Origin of the sequence: Shewanella sp. S23-S33 (genome assembly GCF_043359565.1) — a bacterium.
Lineage (GTDB): Bacteria > Pseudomonadota > Gammaproteobacteria > Enterobacterales > Shewanellaceae > Shewanella > Shewanella oncorhynchi.
The window spans coordinates 1-15,411 of sequence record NZ_JBHFFD010000069.1; the positions used below are offsets into that span (position 1 = coordinate 1).

A 15,411-nucleotide genomic window follows, 5' to 3' on the forward strand; every position below is an offset into this window, starting at 1 on the left:
TGATCATTGCAACGTCCTTTTAGTCCGGTTAATTCGTGTCCTAACGAAGATACACTGAGTTTGCGTTAGTGCAAATCTGCCCATAAAAAACGGCGCTTAATGCGCCGTTTCGATTTCACTACACTTTGATATAAAGCACTGAGCTATAAAACTCGTAGGCTTAATATTAGAAGTTCATTGAGAGTTTAGTGTAAATGTAGCGACCCATTGGATTATGTACTGATGTCACGTAACCGTAGAGGTCGGTATCACCATCACCGATAGCGAATGGTGGTTCTTCGTCAAATACGTTGTTCACGCCTAGTGTCAGCTTGAACATCTCATTGAAGCGATAAGTACCTGACATGTCGACTAAAATTTGAGCATCAATTGTACGAGTTTTGTTGAAATCTTCAAACTCACCGATATAACTCAAATTTAAATTGGCGGCAAAGTTATCCATAGTCCAGTTGGTTGTCGCTAACCAACGATTCTTCGGATACTTATACTCTCCGGTATAATCGACCACTTGATGAGTATCATCTTTTTCAAAGTTATGCAGATAACTCCATTCAAGACCGAACTTAAGGTCGCCATAACTATCGAGTTCGAATCCATAATGGGTCGACACATCCATACCCTGAACTTCTTGCGAACCTAAGTTAACAAAGCTTGAGCGGATCACATCTAGTGCGCCAAATGTTTGACCAGCTTGAGGTGCTAGGCGCACACACACAGTGCTGTTCTGATCGTTACAATTAGCGTCATAAATATCCTGCAGTAACAACTTATCAATCTTATTATCTTGAGTGATGCTGTAGATATCGAAACCAATATCGAACTTCTGGCTTGGCGCCCATATCATGCCGATATTCCAAGTCTCTGACTCCTCAGCCTTTAACTTTGGGTTACCTGCAAACTCAGTCGTTTCATCAGACAAGGTACAACCTTGACCGTCGGCTGCGCAGCGATATTTATCAATTAGGAAGCTACTTTCTTCAGATGGACCCAAACCAATTTGCGCTAATGAAGGCGCACGGAACCCAGTAGACCAAGAGGCACGCGCCGTTATCTCATCACTAATACCCCATTGGAAAGCAATCTTAGGATTAGTGGTTGAACCAAAATCACTGTAGTGATCATATCGACCCGCAAGTTGCAGCTCGAAGTTATCCGTTACAGGGATGGAAAATTCAGTATACGCCGCCCATTGATCGCGATCGCCCTTAGCTGACACAGCTTCGGTACCAAAAATCAATCCACGTTGAAATTGCTCATCCGGCTCGTCGCTGATGGCTTCTTCACGATATTCAACTCCAGCCGCCATCATGATATCGCGATCAGCAAGGGTAAATGCTTGACCTGAGATATTCGCCGCATAGGAAGTCATGGTTGACAGACCTTGGCGCACTAGACTGGTGGTAATATCATCAATGACATCTTGGGAGTTCATGGTGCCACCGAAAGGATTGTAACGACCCGCATCAATTTCACGTTGCAAATAATCTGTTCTTACCCAACCTTGGCTGCGGTCACCCGTTTGAGTTGACTCACTGCGCCCCTTTTGCACCGTAGCTTCCCAGTCCCAGTCTTTAACTACACCGCGTAAACCTGCGACTAAACGTAGAGTATCAGATTCAATATCCCAACGACGCGCACCCGCATCAACGGTGCGGAAACGACCGATTTCAATATCTTTCCCCCACGGGTTATTTGGATGAGTTCCAGGTACGGTTAAGCCAGCTTTCTCATCAAGTGGCGTCGGCGCACCGCCCGCTTCCGATGTATTGTGCTGGGCAGCTAACTCGAGGAAAGCGGTTAAATCATCATTAAAGTGATATTCGAATTGACCAATAGCACCCACACGTTCAGCAGCAGGCACAACAAGGTTATACGGACCATAATCAAAGACACAAACTTCACCGTCTATATTGCGATCGGCAGGGCAAGCTGGGTCAACTGTCGGCACCCCATCCACATAAAAATACCCAGGAAAACCACGGGAAGAACGCGAATCTTCACCGCCGTAAGGACTCTGATCTGCAGTTCCAAAACGGCCTAAATCCGTTGCCGCTAAAGTATCATTTTTAAAATAGTCGAGAATGATAGAGGCACTGCCCTTATCGGACTTCATCCCCCACACCATATTCGCTGTAGTTTCATCGTAGCCAGTGCCTGAAGCATCACCGTAGCCAAGATTGACCTCAATGCCTTCAATATCTTTTTTCAGAACAATGTTAACCACACCCGCGATCGCATCAGAACCATAAATAGCCGATGCACCGTCCTTCAGTATGTCGATACGTTCAATAGCTGATACCGGAATATTATTGATATCAACAAAGGAATTAGTGATACCTTCGGCAAAAGCACTCGCCGCAACACGACGACCGTTAATTAACACTAAGGTCGCGTCTGGGCCTAAACCACGTAGACTGATAGATGCGCCGCCGTTGGCGGTTGAATCTTGGCTGTTTCCTCGGGTAGAAAACGCGCCAGCACCATTGGCAGGCATGCGTTCAAGTAATTGCTGCAGGTTATCAAATCCCATATTGGCAATATCGTCTTTACTGATCGATTGAATAGGGGAAGGGCCTTCAATATCGGTACGTTTAATACGGGAACCCGTTACTTCAATACGTTCAACTTTTTCTGCACCTTTATCGGCAGCATGGGCCACTGTTGGCGCACATGCCATAGCAATTGCGATTGCACAAGCACTGGGTAGAATCTGAGGTCTGTTCATACATTTCCCTTGTTTTATTTATCTCACTAAAATTATTTTAACAATAAGAAAACCCTAAATTAACAACACACAAGGTAATGAGTTACAAACCAAAGTCAATGGCAGAGAAATAAAAGTTAAACTTTTGTTACATTTGAGGCAGTGTATTTTCCTCATACGAGAATCAAAGAAGGTCTAAGCACTAAAAATTCAACCTACAAGACAAGTCGCAGTATTTGAATATCAGAATTAAAGGAAGAAATATGGAAGACAAGATTATTTATCAAGCAGAGTTTGAAACCCATTTAGGTTGGTATTGGCTGCTTTCAGGGGCCGCCTATTTCAGCCTAAGCATAATAGGTATTCCCTTGTTATTGATTTGGTTTCCAATAGGGCTGTGGGGGACTCGCCGCTATATTAACAACATGAGTGCGCAGCTCACCAGCAATAAACTTATTGTCAGGAGGGGCATATTAACTCGTACTGAAAACACAGTGCCTTTGGACAAAATTACCGATATGGCATTGATCCAAGGCCCAATTATGCGCCTATTTGGTCTGCATAAACTCACGGTAGAAACCGCAGGGCAATCGGGCGCAGGCGCATTGATAAGCTTAGTCGGCATAGTCGATGCGCCTCAATTTAGAACCCGCGTATTAGAACAAAAAGAACGGCTTACCCAACCCTTGCACCCAACAATCCCATCGGCACAGCCAGATAATACGCTGTTACAAATCGTAGCCGAAATGGCTGCAAGCTTAAAACGCATTGAAACTTTACTCAGCCAAAAATTAAACAGATAAATTGAATAAAACGACTTTTAGTTCAATCACTTTACCTTTAATGTTGAGCCACTCTCTTAGCGTTAGCGCGGCTTTAACATGAGCGCAGCCTTAGCATGAGCGCAGTCTTAGCATGAGGGAGTGTTCGATTCCCCAGATTAATTTTCAACAGGCATTTTTAATAACGACATGACAGAATCTTCAGTAACTTCTCCTTCATCCTCTTGGATGACACACCTAACTCTCGGCATTAAAGCCATGGGCCCAGGTGTTCTTATGGCCGCCGCGGCGATTGGCGCATCCCATTTAGTCGCCTCGACTCGGGCGGGCGCCGAATTTGGTTGGCAACTGGCTTGGGTTATTCTTGGGGTAAATTTACTTAAGTATCCCTTCTTTGCAGCTGGCGCACGCTACACAGCTGCCACAGGGGAGAGTCTACTGCACGGCTACCAAAAACAGGGCCGAGGTTACTTACTGCTGTTTACTGGGCTCAATGTGATCGCCGCCATTGCCAGTACAGCAGGGGTGTGCATGTTAACCGCCGCTATGTTGACCCAATTTATTCCGCTCCCCATCGATTGGTTAGCCCTACTGGTATTGCTGAGTTCATTGGCTTTACTGATTTTAGGCCATTATCAACTGCTTGATAGACTCACTAAGATCATCATGTTCGCCCTAACCTTAACCACCTTAATTGCCGTGGCCTTGGCTTGGGATCACGCTCAACCATTAGCGAGCAATTTTGTCTCTCCTTCACCTTGGCAATGGGCCCATGTGGGATTTTTGGTCGCCATGATGGGTTGGATGCCAGCACCGATTGAAGTCAGCGCTTGGAATTCTCTCTGGTTGCTCGAAAAACAAAAAAGCCAGACGGTCACGAAAGCGCAGGCACTGCTCGACTTTAACTTAGGCTACATCATCACTGCGATCCTCGCGATCGTGTTTTTGTCATTGGGCGCCTTAGTGATGCACGGCAGCGGCGAACACTTTTCAGATTCCGGCGCACAGTTTGCTAATCAATTGATTAATCTTTACAGCCAAGTGATGGGCGGCGAGAGTCGTTATCTTATTGGTATTGTGGCATTTTTGTGTATTTTCAGCACAACAGTAACAGTGATCGATGGCTATAGCCGTACCTTAGATATGGGCTGGCAGTTACTCACCTCAAAGACCAGTTCAGACAAACGCCTCACTGGGATTATGCTCGCCATCAGTGCCTTTGGCTTATTGCTGATCCTCTTCTTTAAAGGTGCACTCTTACCGTTACTCGAGTTTGTGATGATCTTGGCCTTTATGACCACAGTCATTTTTGCTTGGTTAAATTACCGCTTAATGACCAGCAAACAGCTCCCCGAGACAGATAGATATGGCACTAAGATGAAACTACTCTCTTGGTTTGGCCTGATTTATCTACTGATTTTCGCGGCGCTGTTTATCTATTGGTACAACATCATTAAAGGCTAATTACCCAGAATGTTTATGCCGGAGCAATAAATGGCCTTAACTAACTGCCATTAAATTCCCGCTGAATTCTGCAATTAAGGTGGTTTGGGTATATAATGCGGGCTCTTAAACCAGATAGCGCAGCCGCGCCAAGAGATGACCATGATTAATAATGATATTTTGCGCCGTTTGCGCTTCGTGTTTGATTTTAGCAATGCAAAAATGATTAAAATTTTTGCTAAAGCTGGAAGAGAAGTGCCTGTCGAAGAGATGATTGATCTTCTACGTAAAGAAGAGGAAGAAGGTTATAAAGCTTGTAACGACACGACCTTATGTCAGTTTTTAGATGGTCTTATCATAGAGAAGCGTGGTCTACGTGAAGGTGCAGAAATTCCAGCGCCCGTTTCACGTTTAAACAACAACCTCATCTTTAAAAAGCTGAGAGTTGCCCTCGAAATGCGTGAAGAAGACATAGTAGCAGCTTTGGCTTTAGCCGAAGTGCAAATGTCAAAATCAGAGCTAAGCGCCCTGTTCCGCAATCCAGACCACAAGAATTTTAAAGAGTGTGGCGATCAAATACTGCGTAACTTTATCCGCGGCTTATCACTTAAGTATCGCGGCGTATAACGCTAAACTTATGACATAAAACGCAGCTTAGGCTGCGTTTTTTTATATCCGTTTTTATCTACACCTGAGCTTGTTTGGATATAAACAAGACCTTAACAATTCCATCTCAACAACCTCAGAAATCCTGTTTAAAACAGCTGACTTTTTTACTGCTGCAAAAAAAACCACAAATACCTCGTTCCACGGACAACAAAGATCACATTTCATGATAACCTTACGTGACTTACAGCACGTATTGACCACTTAAACAATAACTCAAAAGGTTACCCATGGACGATAATAAACGCCCCCTCTATCTTCCGTTTGCAGGACCTGCCATTCTTGAAGCCCCACTGATTAACAAGGGCAGTGCATTTTCTGAAGAAGAGCGTATTTTCTTTAACCTCGAAGGCTTAGTCCCCTATGCCATTGAAACAATTGAGGAACAGGCTTCTCGCGCCTACGATCAATTTAGAAGTTTCAATAACGACTTAGACAAGCACATTTACCTACGGAATATTCAAGACACAAACGAGACCTTATTTTATCGTTTAGTGCAAAATAACATCAGCGAGATGATGCCCATCATCTATACGCCGACAGTCGGTTTAGCTTGTGAGCGTTTTTCGAAAAACTATCGCCGCAACCGTGGTTTGTTTATCTCCTATCCGAACAAAGATAGGATCGATGACATCCTCAATAACTCGACTCGTCAAAAAGTTAAAATCATAGTAGTCACTGATGGTGAACGTATTTTAGGCCTTGGCGATCAAGGTATTGGCGGCATGGGGATCCCTATCGGTAAGCTGTCACTCTACACTAGCTGTGGCGGTATCAGTCCGGCTTATACCCTGCCCATTACCTTAGACGTAGGCACAGATAATCCGCAGTTGTTAGAAGATCCTATGTATATGGGTTGGCGCCATCCACGCATCGGTGGCGAAGAATATGCCGAGTTTATCGAAGCCTTTATGCAAGCCGTCCACGTGCGCTGGCCAGATACTTTGATCCAGTTCGAAGACTTTGCCCAAAAGAATGCCATGCCGATCCTAGAGCGCTATAAGGATCGCTATTGCTGCTTTAACGATGATATTCAAGGCACTGCTGCGGTTGCCGTTGGTTGCTTGCTCGCCGCGTGTAAGGCTGCGGGTACTGAATTAAATCAGCAACGTATCGCCTTTCTCGGTGCTGGTAGCGCCGGTTGCGGTATCGCCGAAGCTATCGTGGCACAAATGGTGTCAGAAGGGATCAGCGACGAGCAAGCTCGCACCCAAGTGTGTATGGTTGACCGTTGGGGCTTATTGCTAGATAACATGCCTAACCTGTTGCCATTCCAGCAAAAATTAGCGCAGAAATGCACCAACATCCAAAACTGGAGCAATTTCAGCGACAATATTTCACTGCTCGATGTGGTTAACAACGCCAAGCCGACAGTGCTGATTGGGGTATCTGGCGTTCCAGGACTCTTCACCGAAGAAATCATCCGTGCTATGCATAGCCATTGTGCTCGGCCGATTATTTTCCCTATGTCGAACCCCACCAGCCGCGTAGAAGCGACACCGAAGGACATTTTGCATTGGACCTCAGGTCAAGCACTCGTCGCTACGGGCAGCCCATTCGAGCCTGTGGTTGTCGATGGTGAAACCTATGAAATTGCCCAGTGCAACAACAGCTTTATCTTCCCAGGTATTGGCTTAGGCGTATTAGCTTCAGGCGCACGTCATGTATCCGATGCCATGTTGATGGCTTCAAGTCGCGCACTTGCCGAATGTTCGCCACTGGCAATCGATGGTACAGGTCCACTACTGCCTAAACTCGAAGATATCCATGCGGTGAGTAAGCATATTGCTTTCGCCGTAGGTAAAGTCGCAGTTGAACAAGGGTTAACGCTGCCAATGAGCGATGAGATCTTACAGCAGTCGATTGAAGGCAATTTCTGGAGTCCAGAATATCGCCGCTACAAACGCACTTCGTTCTAAGCATAGCGTTGCCGCGACCCAAGTCGCAGTAAAGCAGCTTAGTTGAGCGTTTGTGCTAGCCAGCAAAAAGCCCGTTACTTTGCAGTAACGGGCTTTTTAATTTTCTGACTCTGTGCTGATTTCAATAAAAACTAAGGTGCCATCACCTGTTTAAAGCTATTGAGCAAAGCGCGATCGGTACGCGCTTTCTTCAACTTACGTAGGCTTTCTTTGAGCGATTCATCAGCTAAGCGCGTAAAAATGCCATTATATTCTTGCTCTTGGATTGCACTATCGGTATCGGCTTGCTCAGAAATTTCTTGGGCGACACGACTCAATTGCAACCAAGCATTAGCAATATAGAAACCGTGGAATGCGGCTTGTTCCATTAGATTACGTGCACTGGCAGGTAAAGATGCCCAAGCTTGGCTAAATTTACCTTCCCTGTCTTCCAACAGTTCGGCACACAAACCTTGGTACGCTGCTAATAAGTCACTCGGTAATTTAGCCATTGGTAACACTTTATTCGCAACATTGTAAGAAATCTGCTCGGCAGTTTCGCGGTAAACAGCTGATAATTCGCTCATAAAAATCTCGATTCGCATCCCAAAAATAGACTTAAAACTGGCCACTCACATATAAACCATAAACGCCGTTACCCGCAATCGGCGTAACTGTTATCCCCTCATAGGGTTGAGTAAAATACCAACCCGCCAGCGCTCCAATCGCCGCGCCAGCTAACACATCCTCGAGGTAATGTTGGTCGCTCGCCACTCGGGTTTAGCCCACATAAGATGCGGCAACATAGGCAGGTAAACCATATTGCCAACCATAACGCTGCTGAATAAACGTCGCCGCCATAAAGCTGTCTGAGGTATGACCCGATGGAAACGAATCATCGCCACTATCGTCTGGCCTGTCTTTACTCACACCATACTTAAGACCTTCAACAATTAACCGACTCGACACCGCTGCCTGAATTAACTGCCAACTACCATCATAACCCTCTTCATAAAACAAGGTCGCACCCATCGCAGTAGCGGGTAATAATAAATGCAATACATCGCCAGAGGTTTCTAAATCTGAGCCTGCCCAGCTAGTGCCACTCATCATGAATAATGCAGCACAGAGTAATTTCTTCAAGGGTGATTCCTTTGTGGGATAATAACCAAGGCGGAGTTTATACCTTGATCATTAACCGAATGCAAAATTGCTATACATCTATATTCAAAATGAGCAAACAAGTTATGCTAAGCTAATAATTAGCTATTGATTTTAATTCGAACAGGAATCTTTTTTGCTACATCAACTTAGGTATTTATCATTCTCCTTATTGCTGCTTCTACTGCCGCTCAGCAACGCTATGGCAGAAGAAAAGACTCAGGTTGATAAAATATTTGCAAGATTTGAAAGCGGCGTCCCTATGACCCGTGAAGAAATCGAAAGCAATCTAGCGTTATTAAGCAAACTAATTTCGACTGACGATGTCACCCGTCATGAAAAGCTGCAACTGCTTAAATGCTGGGATCAGAATACAGAAAACGACACAGCTATTGCACTGGCACTTAAAAATACTAACCAAGCACTGAGCAATATTCCGCCAACCGCCTCCCCCCATTTCATTACCGACCTCACGCTCTGCCGCTCTTGGTTTCTGCAATTAAGTGGTGACATGGATGGCGCGATGGAAGGCTATAATCTCAGTGTTAAACGTGCCTATGAGCATGAAGACCTAAAGCTAATCGCCGACTCGCGCAGCATTCGCGGCGCACTTTACTCTTATATTGGCGATTTTTCTGCGGCATTAGACGATCTCGTCACAGCGCAAGATCTCTATGAATCACTCAATTTAAGCGGTTGGGCTAACATTAACCTTGCCGATGTTGCTACCAGTTTTAGACGTTATGGCGATCCCCAAAGTGCAATCCGCTATTACACCAAACTCAAAGCTCTCTATCTAAAAAACAATAACCAAGAACAGGCAATGTATGTCAACTCGGACATTGGCCTTGCCTTAGATGAACTCGGTGAACATCAACAGGCCGTAGATAATTTCTTAGTAAGTTATCAATACTTCAAGGAACATCAGCAGGAAAAAGTGGCAGCAACTATGGCAACGAATATTGCCTACAGCTTAATCAAACTCAATCGTCTAAACGAAGCCGAAAAGTATTTAATCGAAGCCGATACTGTTATTAATGAAAAAGATCTGACCGATTACAGCTTCATGAAGCTTTTTATGGCCGAGATAAAGTTTCAACAAGCTCGCTATAAAGAGGCGCTTACCGAACTTGAGCAAGGGGAAAAAGCCTTTCGCACTCTGCAGAATAATCGGGGACTCACTCAACTGCTGCAGCTTAAAAGTAACATATATGTGGCGATGAATGATTTATCTGCCGCCTACGGAGCGCTGCAAGAATTTGTTACCCTAACAAAAAAAGTCGATGGCAATTCTCTCTCCCATCATACGACAGAATTAAAGGTCAAGTTTGATACCAGTCGGATTGAATCTGAAAATCAACGCTTGATTGAAAACCAAAACCTTAAAGAACAAGAGCTCGCGCTACTCGAAAAGAACAAATCACTGCAACACATTATCCTATTACTAGCGGGCTTTATCCTGACGATAGTGTCTATATTCGCTTATAAACAAGTACATAGAAATCGCCAACTGCAAGTTATTGCCCTCACGGATTACCTTACCAAACTCCCTAATCGTCGGCATATTTATGCCCAAGCCGCGAAATATTTTCAGCAAGCCTTAAAACATCAAAGCCCTTTTTCAGTGATTATTTTTGATGCGGATCACTTCAAAAAAATCAACGATAACTTCGGCCATGAATTAGGCGATCGCGCCCTTATGACCATTGCAAATGCAGGCCGAACCTTATCGGGTAATAAAGACCTCGTTGGCCGCATCGGTGGTGAAGAGTTTTTAATCCTATTGCCTAACACAGATGCCACAGGTGCGTTAGCGCTGGCGCATCAATTGCAGAACCATATTAGCCGCCTTAGCGCACAGAATTTACCAGCAGAACTCAAATTGACCGTTAGCGCTGGTGTCGCCACTTTAGAACCACAAAATAATACGGAAGATGCATATCAAGATAAAGATTTTGCCACCTTGCTAAAGCGGGCCGACAATGCTCTTTATGAGGCTAAAAATGCGGGCAGAAATTGTGTGAAATCAGCCAAGAATGAGGCTTTAAGAGAGAATTAAGCGGCCTTATGCCAAAACACTTGATGTTGTAATGGCGGTGGCAAAGTGCCAAACCATGTCTGATACAAACGACTAAATTCACCTGAATCTTTCATTTTCTCAAGCTCTGTTTGCCAACTGATAACGGTTGCCGCCGATGTCCCTTTAGAAAAAGCTAAATAGAGATTAATCTCCGATACTACAAACACTTGGCGGATATCTGTCTCACTCGCCCCCACTTCTTCGAGTATCTGCTTTACCGCAAGATCCGCTTGGCACCAAAAACGAATTCGAGAAAACAGCAACTGTTTCGCCGATTGCTGCGGAAAACTCGCCACCAGCAAATTATCCACGCCCGCTTGTTGTAGCAACTGCGCACCCGCCGATTCCCGATAAACCCCCACAATATCTGTCGATTGCAGTTCAGCAAGTTGATCGAGAGCGATAGGATCTGCCGCCCTTGCGTACAATGCAATTTTGCTGGTCGCAATAGGACCGATAAAATCAAACTGCTCAGCTCGCTCATCATTAATTGACGTAGCAAAAAGTAAAACGTTCGCTGAGGTATTGGCAATCGAATACGCCCGGGCCCAAGGTAACACATCAATTTTTTCACTCTGACCCAGTCTTGATTGCAAGGTATTGACTAAGTCCACCGCAAAACCTTGCGGCACACCATTTTGCTCGTAACTCATGGGAGGCCAAGCTTCGGTCACCAATTTCAACTTGTCAGGCGCCGCAAAAACAAGATTAGGCATCAGGCCTAATAAGCTCATCGCAAGAAAACACGCCCTAAGGGGAAACGCACTCAGCATACGAATACCAAACGATAAACATTAGACCTAATCATAGACTCAATCCCAACTGCAAATAAACAAATACCCCAAAGAAAATATCGCCTCACGCCCCCTTCTGAGTAAACTCGTCCTCAATAAGTGAAAACTGCTATCATATTGCCACCTAGCCAAGAGCCTCGCTGCCATCAATTCATGTCAACTTTAGCCAATCAAACCCCAAGCCAATCCTATGCCAGCATGCTGTCGCGGCTCGCTCTGCAAATTAAAACGTGGGGAAAAGCACTCGGATTTGCGCAGGTTGGCATTTGCGATACGGATTTAATCGCTGAAGAAGCCAAACTCCAAGCATGGCTAGACAAAGGTTTTCATGGCGAAATGGCCTATATGGCTACCCATGGCATGATGCGCGCTCGCCCGCAAGAACTGCATCCGGGCACAGTGCGGGTGATCTCCGTACGGATGGACTATTTACCACCCGAAGCTGGCTTTGCAACGAATCTCACCGATCCCAACTTAGGTTATATTTCCCGTTATGCCGGAGGTCGCGACTATCACAAGTTGATCCGCGCTCGACTTAAAAAGCTCGGAGATAAAATCAGTGCGGAGTTAGTTGCTCTCGGTTTCGATGCAGCTGACTTTCGCCCCTTTGTTGACTCAGCGCCAGTACTTGAGCGCCCCTTAGCCGAAAAAGCCGGCATAGGCTGGACAGGTAAACACTCACTCATACTCAACCATGAGGCTGGCAGTTGGTTCTTTTTAGGTGAACTACTGATCAATTTGCCTCTACCTGTGGATATTCCCATTCAAGAAGGCTGTAACACTTGTGTCGCCTGCATCACCTCCTGCCCAACGGGTGCAATCGTAGAACCTTATGTGGTCGATGGCAGACGCTGTATTTCCTATCTCACCATTGAGTTGCAGGGCGCGATTCCTGAAGAATTTAGGCCACTCATGGGCAATCGCATCTATGGCTGCGATGATTGCCAACTCGCGTGTCCCATCAATCGCCAAGCGCCGCTGACTGAAGAAACTGACTTTCATATTCGTCCGCAGTTAAAGCAACCAGACCTTCTCAGCCTTTTTGCTTGGAGCGAGGCCGAGTTTCTTAAACAAACTGAAGGCAGCGCCATTCGCCGCATTGGACATAAACGTTGGCTACGTAATATTGCAGTAGCACTGGGTAACGCTCCCGCAAGCCCAAGGATTATTGCCGCACTTAACGCCCGCAATCACAGCGAAGATATCGATGAGATAGTGCGTGAGCATATTGAATGGGCGCTTAATGCCCAGCAATCGCGCCTTGCTGAAAGCACCGCAACTGAACAACAAAAAGCCCGCCGCAAAACCGAGCGCATGGTGCGCATTATCGAAAAAGGCTTACCGCGAGATGCTTAAGTTAGTCGGCAAGCAATAAACAACAACGGATGCATAAGCATCCGCTGTTATTAATTCATCAAACTCAATAAGCTCAGTAAAAAAATATTTCACTCAAGCATAATATTAACCAAGGCGGCGACGTAGTTCTCGCGTGGCATCGACCATGTTTTTCAATGCAGGTTCAACTTCATCCCAAGTACGGGTTTTTAGGCCGCAATCTGGATTGACCCACAGCTGACGTACGGGCACTTTTTGCGCCGCTTTCTCGATTAAGTGCACCATGGCCTCCACACTTGGGGTGTTTGGTGAGTGAATGTCATACACACCGGGGCCAATTTCATTGGGATATTCAAAATCTTCAAAGGCGTTGAGTAACTCCATCCGTGAACGCGAAGTCTCGATAGTAATCACATCGGCATCCATGGCGGCAATCGCGGCAATGGTGTCATTAAACTCGCTGTAACACATGTGGGTGTGGATTTGAGTCTCATCAGTCACGCCAGCAGCGCTGAGTTTAAAGGCATTCACCGCCCAATCTAAATAGGCTTGCCATTCACTTTGTTTCAATGGCAGACCTTCACGGAAGGCGGGCTCATCGATTTGTATAATACCAATACCGGCATTTTGTAAGTCCACCACTTCATCACGGATCGCCAGCTGAGTCGCAATCACATCGCGGCCGATATCCTCACGGGCGAATGACCAATGCAGAATCGTCACAGGGCCAGTTAACATGCCTTTTACAGGCTTGTCGGTAAGACTTTGGGCAAACTCGGCCCAATCAACCGTCATCGCCTTTGGACGGCTAACATCACCATAGATCAACGGCGGCTTAACACAGCGTGAACCATAGCTTTGCACCCAACCATTTTTGGTAAAGCCAACGCCCGCAAGCTGCTCACCAAAGTATTCCACCATATCGTTGCGCTCGGCCTCACCATGAACCAGTACATCGATACCGAGTTTAAGCTGGCGGTCGATAGTATCGCGGGTGACTTGCTGCAATTGCTCTGTATATTGTGCATCACTCAGATCGCCCTTGCGCCAACGACTGCGTAGTCCACGGATTGCTGGTGTTTGTGGGAAGGAGCCAATGGTGGTGGTCGGCAACAGAGGTAAACGGTATTTCTGCTGCTGCACTGCTTGGCGTACGCTGAAATCACTGACGCGCTCATAATCGGCAGATGTCAACGCGGCAACGCGGGCAATCACTTGACTGTCGGCGGCCTGCGCTTTCGCCTCACGGCGTGCCAAACAGGTTTGCACAATCTCTTTTGCCGCGATAGATTCAGGTGCCAGTAGCAATTGGCGCACATTGGCCAGTTCGAGTAATTTTTGCTTCGCAAACGCGAGTTGTTGACGCAGCGCGGGCTCAAGCGTGGCTTCCACCTCTAAATCCACAGGGCTGTGCAGGAGTGAGCAAGAAGTACCGATCCACAAGCGATCTCCGAGATCACAGGCAACCGCGCCTATGCGTTCGGCAATCAAATCCGCCTCTGCCGACCACACGTTGCGGCCATTGACCACACCCGCCGACAAAATTTGATCTTGACCAAGCGCATTGGCAAAGACTGCCAATTGATCCGGCGCTGTGACTAAATCGACATGCAACCCCGCGACCGGCAAGGCCGATACCAGCGCTTGATGGTGAGCGATACCACCGTAATAACTGGTAAGAAGGATCTTCACCTTCGCAGTGCTGAGTGCTTGATACGCCTCAATCATCGCCGCTTGCCATTCGCCATCCAATTCCAATGCGAGAATGGGCTCATCGAGCTGTACCCATTGCACTCCTTGAGCAGCAAAACGCGCCAAAATGTCAGCATAAGCAGTTAATAAATTAGGTAATAAGCTTAACTTATCAAACTCTTGGCCCACGGTTTTAGCAAGGAACAAGTAGCTAACAGGGCCGAGTAGCACAGGTTTTGCTTTATAACCTAGCGCTTGCGCTTCGCTAACTTCATCAAAGAACTGCTCATAGGCAATCGAAAACTCTTGGTTTTGGCTGAGCTCAGGTACCAGGTAGTGATAGTTAGTATTGAAATACTTGGTCATTTCAGAGGCAGGCGCATCTTGGCCCGTTGGCGCTCTGCCGCGGGCAACACGGAATAAAGTATCGAGATCGATTGTCCCTTCACCACGATGACGCTCAGGAATGGCATTTAAAGTCGCGCTTAAGGTCAGCACTTGATCATAAAAGGCAAAATCACCTACGGGAACTTGCTCAATGCCCGCAGCAGCTTGCCACTGCCAATGGGTGCGGCGAAGTTCACTCGCCACTTCACGTAATTCCACCTGAGTGCTCTCACCACGCCAGTATTTTTCTAAGGCAAATTTCAATTCACGACGACGCCCAATACGGGGAAACCCAAGACTATTTAATTGCATACTCTATCTTCCTTTATTTGAGATAAGCCACATTCGGCACTTGCACCCACCAGATTGTTTTCTCTTGGCACTTTTCAGCACTTCAGCCTTGATAAATAACAATGGGCGTCTGGACGTCTAGAAGTTTATTGTGTTAGTCTCTATGCCAGCAACCGAA

General features: G+C 46.2%; 10 protein-coding genes and 1 pseudogene. 6 read left to right on the forward strand and 5 right to left on the reverse strand.

Annotated elements, in window-relative coordinates; all coding sequences use genetic code 11:
• Positions 1 to 166: 166 nt before the first annotated feature.
• Positions 167 to 2,725, reverse strand: a complete 2,559-nt coding sequence (locus tag ACHA99_RS18980; RefSeq protein ID WP_263169420.1) for a TonB-dependent receptor — start codon at positions 2,723 to 2,725, stop codon at positions 167 to 169.
• 242 nt (positions 2,726 to 2,967) lie between these two features.
• On the opposite strand from ACHA99_RS18980, the gene ACHA99_RS18985 reads away from it, so the two are divergent.
• The 4 genes from ACHA99_RS18985 (at position 2,968) to ACHA99_RS19000 (ending at position 7,514) form a co-directional block, all read left to right on the forward strand.
• Entirely contained in the window at positions 2,968 to 3,507 is a 540-nt protein-coding gene (locus tag ACHA99_RS18985) for a PH domain-containing protein (protein ID WP_393944393.1), read from the forward strand.
• 168 nt (positions 3,508 to 3,675) lie between these two features.
• Positions 3,676 to 4,950: an Nramp family divalent metal transporter gene (locus tag ACHA99_RS18990; protein WP_263181952.1), complete on the forward strand. Its 1,275-nt coding sequence runs from the start codon at positions 3,676 to 3,678 to the stop codon at positions 4,948 to 4,950.
• A 141-nt stretch (positions 4,951 to 5,091) separates the two neighbouring features.
• Positions 5,092 to 5,556 carry a DUF1456 family protein gene (locus ACHA99_RS18995; protein WP_168824742.1) on the forward strand — a complete coding sequence of 155 codons (465 nt, stop codon included), beginning with the start codon at positions 5,092 to 5,094 and terminating at the stop codon, positions 5,554 to 5,556.
• Positions 5,557 to 5,825: 269 nt separating this feature from the next.
• Complete coding sequence (locus ACHA99_RS19000) at positions 5,826 to 7,514, forward strand: NAD-dependent malic enzyme (protein WP_105250164.1); 1,689 nt, start codon at positions 5,826 to 5,828, stop codon at positions 7,512 to 7,514.
• A gap of 131 nt (positions 7,515 to 7,645) precedes the next feature.
• Here the strand turns inward: ACHA99_RS19000 and ACHA99_RS19005 are convergent, their stop codons facing one another.
• Together ACHA99_RS19005 and ACHA99_RS19010 are read right to left on the reverse strand one after the other, a co-directional pair.
• Positions 7,646 to 8,080, reverse strand: a complete 435-nt coding sequence (locus ACHA99_RS19005; RefSeq protein WP_393944396.1) for a DUF3069 domain-containing protein — start codon at positions 8,078 to 8,080, stop codon at positions 7,646 to 7,648.
• A 31-nt stretch (positions 8,081 to 8,111) separates the two neighbouring features.
• A pseudogene (locus ACHA99_RS19010) lies at positions 8,112 to 8,636 on the reverse strand (phosphatase PAP2 family protein).
• Between the two features lie 220 nt (positions 8,637 to 8,856).
• Here ACHA99_RS19010 and ACHA99_RS19015 point away from each other — a divergent pair.
• The gene (locus ACHA99_RS19015) at positions 8,857 to 10,713 is read left to right on the forward strand and encodes a diguanylate cyclase (protein WP_393944661.1); all 1,857 of its coding nucleotides are present in this window, start codon (positions 8,857 to 8,859) and stop codon (positions 10,711 to 10,713) included.
• On the opposite strand, the gene ACHA99_RS19020 is transcribed toward ACHA99_RS19015, so the two are convergent.
• Positions 10,710 to 11,507 (reverse strand): substrate-binding periplasmic protein, encoded by a 798-nt coding sequence (locus ACHA99_RS19020; RefSeq protein ID WP_393944398.1) that lies wholly within the window; start codon positions 11,505 to 11,507, stop codon positions 10,710 to 10,712. The genes ACHA99_RS19015 and ACHA99_RS19020 overlap by 4 nt on opposite strands.
• A 174-nt stretch (positions 11,508 to 11,681) precedes the next feature.
• Here ACHA99_RS19020 and queG point away from each other — a divergent pair, with 174 nt between their 5' ends.
• The gene (gene queG, locus ACHA99_RS19025; RefSeq protein ID WP_393944400.1) at positions 11,682 to 12,884 is read left to right on the forward strand and encodes a tRNA epoxyqueuosine(34) reductase QueG; all 1,203 of its coding nucleotides are present in this window, start codon (positions 11,682 to 11,684) and stop codon (positions 12,882 to 12,884) included.
• 105 nt (positions 12,885 to 12,989) lie between these two features.
• Here the strand turns inward: queG and metE are convergent, their stop codons facing one another.
• Positions 12,990 to 15,254: a 5-methyltetrahydropteroyltriglutamate--homocysteine S-methyltransferase gene (gene metE, locus ACHA99_RS19030; RefSeq protein WP_393944402.1), complete on the reverse strand. Its 2,265-nt coding sequence runs from the start codon at positions 15,252 to 15,254 to the stop codon at positions 12,990 to 12,992.
• Positions 15,255 to 15,411 lie beyond the last annotated feature (157 nt).

Bases quoted from the DNA above. Each gene is read 5' to 3' on its own strand.
- ACHA99_RS18980 (WP_263169420.1), bottom strand. From the start codon at position 2,725: ATGAACAGACCTCAGATTCTACCCAGTGCTTGTGCAATCGCAATTGCT.
- ACHA99_RS18985 (WP_393944393.1), top strand. From the start codon at position 2,968: ATGGAAGACAAGATTATTTATCAAGCAGAGTTTGAAACCCATTTAGGT.
- ACHA99_RS18990 (WP_263181952.1), top strand. From the start codon at position 3,676: ATGACAGAATCTTCAGTAACTTCTCCTTCATCCTCTTGGATGACACAC.
- ACHA99_RS18995 (WP_168824742.1), top strand. From the start codon at position 5,092: ATGATTAATAATGATATTTTGCGCCGTTTGCGCTTCGTGTTTGATTTT.
- ACHA99_RS19000 (WP_105250164.1), top strand. From the start codon at position 5,826: ATGGACGATAATAAACGCCCCCTCTATCTTCCGTTTGCAGGACCTGCC.
- ACHA99_RS19005 (WP_393944396.1), bottom strand. From the start codon at position 8,080: ATGAGCGAATTATCAGCTGTTTACCGCGAAACTGCCGAGCAGATTTCT.
- ACHA99_RS19015 (WP_393944661.1), top strand. From the start codon at position 8,857: ATGGCAGAAGAAAAGACTCAGGTTGATAAAATATTTGCAAGATTTGAA.
- ACHA99_RS19020 (WP_393944398.1), bottom strand. From the start codon at position 11,507: ATGCTGAGTGCGTTTCCCCTTAGGGCGTGTTTTCTTGCGATGAGCTTA.
- queG (WP_393944400.1), top strand. From the start codon at position 11,682: ATGTCAACTTTAGCCAATCAAACCCCAAGCCAATCCTATGCCAGCATG.
- metE (WP_393944402.1), bottom strand. From the start codon at position 15,254: ATGCAATTAAATAGTCTTGGGTTTCCCCGTATTGGGCGTCGTCGTGAA.